An 11,070-nucleotide genomic window follows, 5' to 3' on the forward strand; every position below is an offset into this window, starting at 1 on the left:
GCTCGCGGCGGGAAGCCCTTACTCGTGCGCGAGGCCGAAGAGCTGACGCAGCCGCCCGAGGATGCGGCCCGCTTCGGGCGAGTGATCCGGTCCACCGCCGGAGACCTGCGTCACGGCGCGCAGCTGGGTGCGGCGCTGGGCGAGGAGCGCGGACAGCTGTCGCGCGAGGCCCGGGTAGTCGGAGAACAGCCGCGCGAAGGTGGGCCGGTCCAGCTCCAACAGGACGGAGTCCTGGATCGCCACCACGGTGGCCGCGCGCCGCTCGCCGGTGAGCAGGGACATCTCTCCGATATAGTGGCCCGGCCCCAGCCGCGTGATCTCCGACTGGAGCGTTCCGGCGCGCACGCTGACCTCGCCGGAGGCCACGACGTAGAAGGTGCCGCCCTCCTCGCCCTCCTGGATGATGCGCTCGTTGCGCCCGAAGCGGCGCACGACGACCTCGCGGTGCAGCCGCTCCAGCTCCTCCGGGCCCAGCGGGGAGAAGAGGTCCACCTGGCGCAACAGATCCCGCACCGTGTCCTCGGCCAGCTCCCGGCGCTTCGCGGGCGTGTCGCGGCGCACGTGCACCGTGCGCTGGGCGTGAGGCAGCTCCAGGCCCTCGCGGCGCAGCCGGTACCACAGCCGGGTGTGCAGCTCCTCCTTCACGCTGTCCGACAGCGCGAAGTCATTGAGGAAGACGCGAACCATGTACTGCACGTTGGAGTCCGTGAAGGCCAGCGTGCGCGCGATGGGCGGCGGCTCCACCAGCACCTGGGGAATCTCCCGCGCCACTTCCAGCAGGGCCTGCTTCACCTGGTTGGGCGGCGCGTCCAGCGACACGCCCAGCTGCACCTCGATGCCCACGGGCTCGCGGTGCTGGGTGAAGTTCTTCACGTGCTCCTTGCCCACCATCCCGTTGGGCAGGGTGATGACCTCTCGCCGGAAGTTGGCGATGCGGATGGAGCGCCAGCCGATGTGCACCACCCGTCCGGTGTGCTCGCCAATGCGGATGAAGTCGCCCACCTCGAAGGGCCGGTCCAACTGCAAGGACAGGCCCGCGAAGAGGTTGCCCAGCGTCTCCTGGAGCGCGAGGCCGATGACCACCGTCAGCACCGCGGAGGTCGCCAGCAGGCCCGCCAGGTCCAGGTCGAGCTGGCTCTGGAGGATGGGCACGGTGGCGAGCGCGTACAGCGTGAAGTCAATGACGTCGCGCAGGATCTTCGGCGTCGTCACCGGCGAGCGCATCCGCACCAGCTTCAGCGCGAACGCCACCCCGGCGCGGATGACGCCATAGGCGAACGTGAGCATCCAGCCCACGCCCACGGCCTTGCGCAGGGCCTCGGGCGTCGTGGCCTCCGGCAGCAGGCGCGACGTCAGCCGGAGCACCAGGAAGGCGACGAGCATCCGCACCGCGCCCCGGAGGTCGTCGCGCAGGTCGGGATCCCGGGTGGTGCGCTGGATGCCCAGCAGCAGGACCGTCAGGATGGAGCCCGCCAGCAGGGGGAGGTGGCCTTGGAGGAAAGTCAGCACGCCCGGGGAATCAGACCGGGCGCGCGCGCGGGGGTCAAGGTGGCGGTTGACGGGTGCCCTCCGAGCGGAGATACACGCCCCCATGACGCTTGCCTCGGTGCAGGGACAGCCCCGCGCGATGGACGCGCTCCACTCCGCCCTGCGCTCCGGCTCGGTGCACCATGCCTATCTGTTCGCCGGTCCAGAGGGCGTCGGCAAGGAGCTGGCCGCGGTGGGGCTGGCCCAGGCCCTCACGTGCCCGGAGGCCCCGGACGTGGGCTGCGGGAAGTGCGCCAGCTGCGTGCGCATCGCCAAGGGGCTGCACCCGGACGTCACCTGGGTGATGCCGGATGACGAGCGCGTGTCGCGGGGGCTCGCCGGCCGCTCGGACTTCACCGGCACGCCCAGCCGGGAGCTGCGCGTGGAGCAGATCCGCCAGCTCCAGGAGCGCCTGGCGCTGCGCGGCCTGGAGTCCAAGCGCAAGGTCGCCATCCTGGTCAGCGCGGAGCAGATGAACGTCCAGGCCCAGAACGCCTTCCTCAAGACGCTGGAGGAGCCCCCCGCGGAGACCACGCTCATCCTGGTGGCCAGCGCCATGGACCGGCTCCTGCCCACCATCCGCAGCCGGTGCAGCAAGGTGTACTTCGGCCCGCTGCCGGTGGAGCTGGTCGCCCTGCACGTGCGGCAGGAGCGCAAGCTGGACGCGGACACCGCCGCCCTGGCCGCGGTGATGTCCGGGGGGAGCCTGGGCCGGGCGCTCGCGCTGGACGTGGACGCGCTGAAGGAGCGCAAGGACGTCCTCACCGCCTTCGAGTCCCTGAGCGGCCAGGACCTCCCGGCCCTGCTGAGGTTCGCGGAGGCCCATGGCGGTTCGCGCGAGGACGCGGACGCGGCGCTGGAGCTGCTCCTGTTGTGGACGCGGGACGTGTCGCTCGTGAAGGCGGGAGCGGAGGGCGCGATGGCGAACCGGGACCTGAAGGGGCTGGCCGAGGAAGCGGCGGGGCGCATGTCCGAGGCCGCGCTGCACCGGCGCCACGCGCTGCTGGAGTCCGCGCGCACGGCCATTGGCACTCGCAACGGCGCGCCCCGGCTGCAGCTGGAGCGGCTGCTCATCGAGCTGTGCGTGGAGGGCCGGTGAGCGCGGACATGGACGAGGTGCTGGCGGAGGTGAAGGGCGGCAAGGTGTGGCCGCTGTACCTCCTGTGGGGCGAGGAGTTCCTGGTCCGCAAGGGCGCCGACGAGCTGGTGAAGACCCTGGTGCCGGACGCCGCCATGGGGCTGAACCTCGCGGTGCTGGACGCGGCCTCTCCGCGCGAGGTGGCGCAGGAGCTGGCCACGCTGCCGCTGTTCCCCGGGCGCAAGGTGGTGCTGGTGCGCGACCCGGAGTTCCTCGCGCCCAAGAAGGGCAAGGGCGACGCGCTGGCCAAGGCGCGCGACGCGTGGAAGGCGGGCAAGCGCAAGGAGGGGGCCCGGCGGCTGCTGGCGCTCGCGGGCCGGGCGGGCTGGGGCGTGGATCAGCTGGACCCCCGCGTGCCCGGCGCGCCGTCCGTGGAGCAGTGGAAGGACGAGCTGAACGTGGAGCTGGCGGAGGCGGACCTCGCCTTCCTCCAGGAAGCGGCGGCCTTCTGCCGCGACGAGCGCATCAGCGCCCCGGAGGGGGACGCCTCCGCGCTGCTGGAGCTGCTCCAGAAGGGCGTGCCGCCCGGACACGCGCTGGTGCTGGCGGCGACGGACGTGGACTCGCGCAGCCCGCTGCTCAAGTTCGCGCAGGACAAGGGCCGGCTCTTCGAGCGCAAGGTGGCCGCGCGCCACAAGGACCTGGACCTCAGTGAGATCGCCAGGGACTTCCTCGCGCCCCTGAAGAAGAAGCTGGGCCCGGGCGCGCTGGAGGGCCTCAAGGAGCGCATCGGCGGCAACATCCGGCTGCTCCAGTCGGAGCTGGAGAAGCTGGCCGTCTACGCGGATGGGCCCACCATCGAGGCGGCGCACGTGACGCTGCTGGTGCACCACGCGCGCGAGGAGGAGTTCTTCGAATTGACGGAGGCCCTCCAGAAGCGCGAGCTGCGCGACGCGCTCTCCTACGCCGAGGACGCGATGGGGCAGGGGACGCACGCCCTCCAGCTGCTGGGGGCCGTGGCGTCCATCGTCCGCTCCTTGCTGGAGAACCACGCCTGGCTGGAGAAGTACGCGGGCGGGCAGCCGCCGCGCACCGGCCGGGACGTGGAGGCGCGCATCCTCCCGAAGCTGGAGGCGGAGCTGAAGGCCACCAAGCGCAAGACTCCCAACGCCTGGGCGCTCGCGTTCGGCATGCAGGCGGCCGCCCGGTACGAGCGCCGCGAGCTGCTCAACGCCCTGGTGGCCTGCGCGGACGCGGACCTGGCGCTGAAGTCGTCCGCCAGCGGGAAGCTGGTCATCGAACGGCTGTTGTGGACCGTGTGCACCCGCGCCTGAGCCCCGTTCCAGCGGGCCTGCGCGCACCAGGCGTGCGCACCGGGCCCGGCCTGGGATAGAGGAGCTTCATGGCGGACAAGCGACGCTTCGACCTCTTCGCGGACCTGCTCGTCACGCGCTTCCCCCAGGCCCTCCGCGTCTACGACGTGGCCGGCGGGCAGGGGCGCCTCAACGAGGCGCTCACCCAGCGCGGGCGCACCGTCACCACCTTCGACCTGCGCCACAAGCACCTGCCGGTGCGGTACGCGCAGCGGCCCTTCACCCTGGAAGAGCCCTGCGAGGCGGAGCTCGTCGTGGGCATGCACCCGGACGGCGCCACGCGGATCATCATCGAGTACGCCGCGCGCCACGGCTTGGGCTTCGCCGTCGTCCCGTGCTGCTCCGACAACGGCATGCCCTACAAGCCGTGGATGCGCCACCTGGCTGACGTGGCCCGCGAGGCGGGCATCACCACGGTGGAAGAAGCCGCGCTGCCCATGGAGGGACGCGCGCGCGTGCTGCTTGGCCTTCCGCGTTGAGGTTGACGCAACCTCCCGGCGGTGCGCGGCACGCTGCCCGTGTATGGCTTTGACGCACGGCGCGCGAAATCCCGGTCATCCTTTGCGCACCAAGAAAAAGCCGTCAACCTTGGATTGCTCGAATAGAGGACACACCCGGTGTGCACTGTCATTGTTCAGGACAGGCCCCCGGCTCTTCCGGAATCCCGAGGAAGAACGGGCGCTTGGGCCTGAATACGTAACGGGAACTTGCACATTTCAGAAGATTTCCTGGGCATTCATGTGCCAGCCACGTTTCAAGTTCTTCTCTTACTGCGAGGTATTCCGGGCACTTAATGAGTTGGCCTGACAAATGCTCAAAGGAGGGCTGCCACGGCGAGACCCCCTACGCCGGGCAGGAGGAACCACCTTGGTTCGCACCCGTTTCGTTGCCCTGCTGGCCACCCTTCCCCTCGCCGCCTGCGGCGTCGAGGGCATGGACTCCAACTCTTCGAACGATCAGCAGAAGCCGGATGAGATCGCGGATGTGCAGAGCGCGCTGAGCGTCATCCCCGGCGCCCAGATTGTCGGCATGAACGCGGATGGGACGCCGCACACCATCCAGGGCCGCCTGGGCCAGGCGGACCGTGCGCTGACGGGCTTCGCGGTCGCGGACGTGCACACGTCCATCGCCGGGTCGCTGCCGTCCATCGCCTCCATCTTCCGCCTGAGCGCCTCCGACCTGCAGGTCCGCAAGGTGTCCGTGGACGACCAGGGCGTTTCGCACATCCGCTACGCGCAGACGCTGAACGGTCTGCCGGTGGTGGGCGAGGAGCTGGTGGTGCACGTGGACCGCTCGGGCTCCATCTTCGGGGCGAACGGTTCCGCGCGCTCCGGCGGCACGCTGTCCGCGCGTCCGCTGGTCGCCGCGGAGGCCGCCCGCACGGCGGCGCTGCGCGACACGCAGGGCACGGGCCTGGCCGTCACGGGCTCGCGGCTCGTGTACGTGAAGGGCGAGCAGGACGGCAAGCTGCGCCTGGCCCATGAGGTCATGGTGACGGGCGAGAACGCGCTGATGCCGCTGCGCGACCGCGTCTATGTGGACGCGATCAACGGCGCCACGCTGCTGCGCGTGCCGGAGATCCACACCGCGCTCAGCCGCAAGGTCTACAGCGCGAACAACGGCACCACCACGCCGGGCACGCTCAAGCGCAGCGAGGGCCAGGCGGCCATCGGTGACTCGCACGTCGACATGAACTACGACATGCTGGGCTACACCTACAACTGCTACAAGACGCTCTTCAACCGCGACTCGCTCAACAACGCGGGCCAGACGCTCATCAGCACGGTTCACTACAGCAAGAACTACGTGAACGCCTACTGGGACGGCACCCAGATGGTGTACGGCGACGGCGACGGCGTGAACTCCATCGAGCTGGGCAAGGACGCGGACGTCACCGTCCACGAGCTGACCCACGCGGTGACGGAGAACGAGTCCAACCTGACGTACTCCGGCCAGTCCGGCGGCCTCAACGAGGCGATGTCCGACACGTTCGGCGCCATCTGCGAGAGCCAGTCCAAGGCGTGGAGCACCGCCGCGGACATCTGGATGGTGGGCGAGGACGTCTGGACGCCGAACATCCCGAACGACGCCCTGCGCTACATGGACGACCCGGCGAAGGACGGCGTGTCGCTGGACTGGGCGCCGAACTACTCCAACCAGGACGTGCACTACAGCTCCGGCATCCCGAACCTGGCGTTCGCGCTGCTCGCCAAGGGTGGCACGCACCCGCGCGGCCGCAGCTCCATCGTGGTCCCGGGCATCGGCGTCGAGAAGGCCGGCCGCATCTGGTACAAGGCCAACACCGACATCTACACGGCGAGCACCACGTTCGATCAGGCGAAGACCTGGACCATCCAGGCGGCCTCGGCGCTGGGCTACGACCAGGCCACGCAGGACGCGGTGAAGGCGGCGTGGGAAGCGGTGGGCGTGGGCGTGACGGTGCCGCCCCCGACCTGCACCGCGCTGACCAACGGCGTCGCGAAGACGGGCCTGTCCGGCGCGTCCGGTGCGTCGGCGTACTACTGCATCGACCTGCCGGCCTCCAAGGCGTCCACCTACGCGATGAGCGGCGGCACGGGCGACGCGGACATGTACATCAAGTTCGGCTCCGCCCCGACGACGACCTCGTATGACTGCCGTCCGTACCTGTCCGGCAACAACGAGTCGTGCAGCGCGGCGGCGAAGGCCTCGGCGGGCAAGATGTACATCATGCTGCGCGGCTACTCGGCGTACAGCGGCGTGTCCCTCAAGGCCACGTACTAGTCCCTCGCGCGGGTCCGGCGTGAGTCCACGCCGGGCCTCGTGATGGCCTCACCGACCGCCTCCGGAACCCTGCGTTCCGGGGGCGGTTTGTGCTTGCGGGGCCCCGAAGGCGACCGCGTCGCCGGGCGCCAGCGGCTGGTAGGGCGCCGAGCATGGCGGGGACGACGGGCCTCCTGTCCGAAGGCCCCCCGCCAATCAAGGCCGCGTGGAGGGCCGGGCGGGCGAGGAGGCAGGCCCTGGGGCGCCGTCCGTGCGGGAACGGGGTAGGGTGCCTTCGCTTCCCGCACGGCAGGAGGATGCATGGGGCGGCGGCTGGGCAAGGTGTTGCTGGCGCTGGTGGTGGCCATGGGGGCCGCGTCGTGCCACCGCGGCGCGCGCGCGACCGCTTCGCGGACCTGCGTGGTGCTGTCGGTGGGCGGAACCAAGGGGCTCGCGCACGTGGGCGCGCTGGATGCGCTCGCGGCCCGGGGAATCCGCATCGACTGTGTGGTGGGCAACAGCATGGGCGCGGTGGTGGGCGGCCTCTACGCCTCCGCGCCCGGGGGCGACCTGCGCCAGCGCTACCGGGCCTTCTTCACGGCTTATGAAGAAGAGACGCGCCGGACGACCGCCGCGCGCGGTGCGCTGGGGGCCGCCGTCGGCCTGTTGGCGGTGCTGGTGTCGGGCGGCGCGCTGGGGCCCGCCGTGGCGGCGGGAGCCTTGGGCGCGGCGGGCGGCGCTGCCACGGTGCCCCGGTTGAGCCACGAGCGCTTCACCCATGTGCTGGAGCGCTTCTACGCGGGAGCGCGGGTGGAGGACCTCCCCGTGCCGTTCGCCACCTTCCATCAGGTGCCCTCGGAGCAGGGCCTCCAACGCGTGACGGTGACGCACGGACTGCTGTCGTCGGCCGTGGCCGCGAGCGCCGCCAATCCGCTCCTGTTCGAGGACGCGACGCTGGCGCGCATTGATCCAGGCGCGGACCGGGTGTCCGCGACGCCCGTCCACGACGCCTGCCAGCTGTTCCCGGGGGCGCGGCTCATCGCCATCAACGTCACGGGTGAGCCGGCCTTCTACCGCTCCGACCTGGACTGTGACGTCCGGGAGGTCCGCGTGGAGGTCCCGTCGCCGCCGGTGGAGGCCTTCACCGGCCGGGGGGCCGCCTTCGAGGCCCTGTACGACGCGGGCCGGGACGCGGTGATGCGGGCGCGGCTGGACTGAGCCAGGGACCGTCCAGGGGGCTCACGGCGCCGTGAGCAGGCCCGTCACGTCGCGCCAGCCGCCCTGACAGGGCGCGGTGTCGGTGGCCAGGTAGTGCCCCACGCGGCCGGGCGCCAGCGCGACGATGGCGGACGAGCGGGTGCCGTACGCCGCCGTGTGGATGCACAGCGCCTGGAGCTGTTGGAGGAAGTCCGCGGGCAGGTCGCTCTCCGCCAGCGGCCCCGTCGTGGCGTCCCGGGGCGGCAGGGCGTGGTCGGCCAGGGCCGCCTGGAGCCCGGTCACCAGCTGCGGCCACGGACGCTTCGCCACGGCCTCCGCGAGGGCATGGGCCCGCTGGACCTTGGGCAGCGCCAGGTTGTCCAGGCTGTCGTTGGGCAGCACGTGCACGCCAGGGGGCACGTCCTCGTGCAGCAGGTGGGCGTGGCCCGGCCGCGCGTAGGCCACGCGCAGCGTGCGTGCGTCCCCGTAGAGCAGGTTGAAGGGGAGGAACTCCGGGGCGGGCAGGGTGCCGAGGTAGCGCTCGATGGCCTCCACCGAGCCGGCCTGGAGGGCTCTCAGCACCACCTCGCCCCGGGAGCGGGGGGCCGTGCCCAGGCCGCGCGCGCCCCGCTGGTTCGTCAGGGCGACCACGGTTCCCTCGTGGGTGACGCCCATCCACGTCCCGCCTCGCTCCACGTCCTGGCCGCCTACGGTGCGCGGGGCTTCGGAGAGGATCCGCGGCCCGTGGGCCGGGCGCGCGTAGAACTCATCCCGGTTGGCGGCGACGACCAGCGGCCACTCGGGATGGACGTTACGGAGGATGAGCACGGTGCACATGGCCTCCGGTCGATAACATCCACTCCCGTGCCATGCACCTCCCGGCGTGCATGTTGCCGATGACCTCGTTTCCCCGAGCGGCTATGGTCCGCCGCCCTCAGGAGAGTCCATGGCGGAGAGAACCCTCGTTACCAGCGCCCTTCCGTACGCGAACGGCGCCATCCACCTCGGTCACGCCGTCGAGTACATCCAGACGGACATCTACGTGCGGTTCCTGCGCTCATGCGGGCAGGACGTCGTCTATTTCTGCGCGGACGACACGCACGGCACGCCGATTGAGATCAACGCCGCGAAGCAGGGCATCCCGCCGGAGCAGTTCGTCGCGCGCTTTCACGACGAGCACCAGCGCGACTTCCGCGACTTCGACATCCGCTTCGACTACTTCCACTCCACCAACTCGCCGGAGAACCGCCACTACGCGGAGCTCATCTACGGGCGGCTCAAGGACGCGGGCGACATCGACCGCCGCGACATCGAGCAGACCTACTGCGAGAAGGACAAGCGCTTCCTTCCGGACCGCTTCATCCGGGGCACCTGTCCCAACTGCAAGTCGCCGGATCAATACGGCGACGCGTGCGAGAAGTGCGGCAAGACCTACAACCCCACGGACCTCATCGACCCGCGCTGCGCGCTGTGCGGCACGCCGCCGGTGCGCCGCAACTCCGTGCACCTGTTCTTCAAGCTGTCGCGCCACGCGGACTTCCTCCAGGAGGTCCTGAAGCGCCCCGGCTTCATCCACCCGGGCCTCGCCGCCCAGCTCCAGGGCTTCTTCGAGAAGGGCCTGTCGGACTGGGACATCAGCCGCGACGGGCCGTACTTCGGCTTCGCGATCCCCGGGGAGACGGACAAGTTCTTCTACGTCTGGCTGGATGCGCCCATCGGGTACATCGCGACCACGGAGAAGTGGGCGAAGGAGTCCGGCCGCGCGAAGGACGCGCTGGAGTACTGGGGCAAGGACGCCCCCACGCGCATCGTCCACTTCATCGGCAAGGACATCGTCTACTTCCACGCGCTGTTCTGGCCCGCGGTGCTGAAGGTCGCGGGGCTCCACATCCCCAATGAGATCAAGGTGCACGGGCACCTGACGGTGAACGGGGAGAAGATGTCCAAGAGCCGCGGCACCATGGTGGCCGCCCGCGACTATCTGGACCTGCTGGACCCGACCTACCTGCGCTACTTCTACGCGGCCAACCTGGGCGCGGGCGTGGAGGACCTGGACCTCAACCTCAAGGACTTCCGCCTCCGGGTGAACGGCGAGCTCGTCAACAACGTGGGCAACCTGGCCAACCGCGCGCTGTCGCTGCTGGCCGGACCGCTGGAGAAGAAGCTCGCGCCGGGCCGCGCGGACGGGGCGGGGCGCAAGCTGGTGGAGGACGCCCTGGCCCGGGTGCCGGAGGTGCGCGACGCGTTCGAGAAGCTGGAGTACCGCGCCGCCATCAAGGTCATCACGGAGATCGCCTCCACGGCGAACGCGTTCCTGCAGACGCAGGCGCCGTGGGCGCAGGTGAAGAAGGACGTGGAGGCGGCGCGGGCGGACCTGTCGGACGCGGCGGACGTGGCGTACCTGCTGGGCGCGCTGCTCGCGCCAGTGACGCCTCGGCTGTCGGAGAAGCTGTTCGCCCAGCTCAACGCGCCGCCCCTGACGTTCCAGGCGCTGGCCACCGCGAAGTACCCGTTGCTCGACCGCGCCCATCCGCTGGGCACGCCGGAGCCGCTGTTGCCCCGGCTGGAAGAGGACCGCGTCAACGCCATCATCAAGGCGCCCGAGGGCGCGCCTGTCGCCCAGCCCGCGAAGGCTGGCGGCAAGGACACGAAGACGGAGAAGAAGTCCATGGAAGCGAAGAGCCCGGAGGCGCAGCCCGCGGTGCCCACCCCACCGGCGTCCCCCGCCGGCGAGGCCGCGCCCGCCGCCGACATCGAGTACGCGGACTTCGCCAAGGTGGTGCTGAAGGCGGGGCGCATCGTGGCCGCGGAGAAGGTGAAGGGCGCGGACAAGCTGCTCAAGCTGGACGTGGACCTGGGCGAGGGCGCGCCGCGCACCATCGTCTCCGGCATCGCGGAGGCGTACGCGCCGGAGGCCGTGGCGGGCCGTCGCGTGGTGGTGGTGGCGAACCTCAAGCCGCGCAAGCTCAAGGGCATCGAGTCGCGCGGCATGCTGCTGACGGCCGGCTCGGGCGGCAAGGACCTGTCCCTGTTGGATCCGGGCGACGTGGCGCCCGGCAGCGACGTGAAGTAGCGCGCGGTCGCGGGCTCGAGGACGGGCCGGGGGGCCTCCCCCGGTTCATCCTCGGAGCACGCATCCGGGCTCCGCGGGGA

8 protein-coding genes are annotated in these 11,070 nt (G+C 70.9%); 6 read left to right on the forward strand and 2 right to left on the reverse strand.

The annotated features are described in order from the left end of the window. Nucleotides 1–18 precede the first annotated feature (18 nt). Nucleotides 19–1,509 carry a mechanosensitive ion channel family protein gene (locus GTY96_RS17605; RefSeq protein ID WP_143901748.1) on the reverse strand — a complete coding sequence of 497 codons (1,491 nt, stop codon included), beginning with the start codon at nt 1,507–1,509 and terminating at the stop codon, nt 19–21. Nucleotides 1,510–1,591: 82 nt separating this feature from the next. Between GTY96_RS17605 and holB the strand changes: the two genes are divergently transcribed. From holB to GTY96_RS17630, 5 genes are all read left to right on the forward strand, one after another. Next, on the forward strand, nt 1,592–2,626 hold the full coding sequence (holB, locus tag GTY96_RS17610) for a DNA polymerase III subunit delta' (RefSeq protein ID WP_161665314.1): 1,035 nt from the start codon (nt 1,592–1,594) through the stop codon (nt 2,624–2,626). Nucleotides 2,627–2,634: 8 nt separating this feature from the next. Beyond that, complete coding sequence (gene holA, locus GTY96_RS17615) at nt 2,635–3,939, forward strand: DNA polymerase III subunit delta (protein ID WP_143902181.1); 1,305 nt, start codon at nt 2,635–2,637, stop codon at nt 3,937–3,939. Between the two features lie 68 nt (nt 3,940–4,007). Further along, nucleotides 4,008–4,457, forward strand: coding sequence for a hypothetical protein (locus tag GTY96_RS17620; protein ID WP_143901744.1), 450 nt, complete (start codon nt 4,008–4,010; stop codon nt 4,455–4,457). 388 nt (nt 4,458–4,845) lie between these two features. Then, nucleotides 4,846–6,741: a M4 family metallopeptidase gene (locus GTY96_RS17625; RefSeq protein ID WP_161665315.1), complete on the forward strand. Its 1,896-nt coding sequence runs from the start codon at nt 4,846–4,848 to the stop codon at nt 6,739–6,741. Nucleotides 6,742–7,041: 300 nt separating this feature from the next. After that, nucleotides 7,042–7,938 (forward strand): patatin-like phospholipase family protein, encoded by an 897-nt coding sequence (locus GTY96_RS17630; protein WP_161665316.1) that lies wholly within the window; start codon nt 7,042–7,044, stop codon nt 7,936–7,938. Nucleotides 7,939–7,959: 21 nt separating this feature from the next. Here the strand turns inward: GTY96_RS17630 and GTY96_RS17635 are convergent, their stop codons facing one another. Beyond that, on the reverse strand, nt 7,960–8,754 hold the full coding sequence (locus GTY96_RS17635) for an NRDE family protein (protein WP_161665317.1): 795 nt from the start codon (nt 8,752–8,754) through the stop codon (nt 7,960–7,962). A 109-nt stretch (nt 8,755–8,863) separates the two neighbouring features. Here GTY96_RS17635 and metG point away from each other — a divergent pair, with 109 nt between their 5' ends. Beyond that, the gene (metG, locus tag GTY96_RS17640; RefSeq protein WP_161665318.1) at nt 8,864–10,990 is read left to right on the forward strand and encodes a methionine--tRNA ligase; all 2,127 of its coding nucleotides are present in this window, start codon (nt 8,864–8,866) and stop codon (nt 10,988–10,990) included. The last annotated feature ends 80 nt before the right edge of the window (nt 10,991–11,070 follow it).

Origin of the sequence: Corallococcus silvisoli (assembly GCF_009909145.1) — a bacterium.
Taxonomy (GTDB): domain Bacteria; phylum Myxococcota; class Myxococcia; order Myxococcales; family Myxococcaceae; genus Corallococcus; species Corallococcus silvisoli.

What these genes read in the sequence shown, in the direction of transcription:
- holB (WP_161665314.1), top strand. Translation starts at nt 1,592, where the DNA reads ATGACGCTTGCCTCGGTGCAGGGACAGCCCCGCGCGATGGACGCGCTC.
- GTY96_RS17630 (WP_161665316.1), top strand. Translation starts at nt 7,042, where the DNA reads ATGGGGCGGCGGCTGGGCAAGGTGTTGCTGGCGCTGGTGGTGGCCATG.
- GTY96_RS17620 (WP_143901744.1), top strand. Translation starts at nt 4,008, where the DNA reads ATGGCGGACAAGCGACGCTTCGACCTCTTCGCGGACCTGCTCGTCACG.
- GTY96_RS17635 (WP_161665317.1), bottom strand. Translation starts at nt 8,754, where the DNA reads ATGTGCACCGTGCTCATCCTCCGTAACGTCCATCCCGAGTGGCCGCTG.
- holA (WP_143902181.1), top strand. Translation starts at nt 2,635, where the DNA reads ATGGACGAGGTGCTGGCGGAGGTGAAGGGCGGCAAGGTGTGGCCGCTG.
- metG (WP_161665318.1), top strand. Translation starts at nt 8,864, where the DNA reads ATGGCGGAGAGAACCCTCGTTACCAGCGCCCTTCCGTACGCGAACGGC.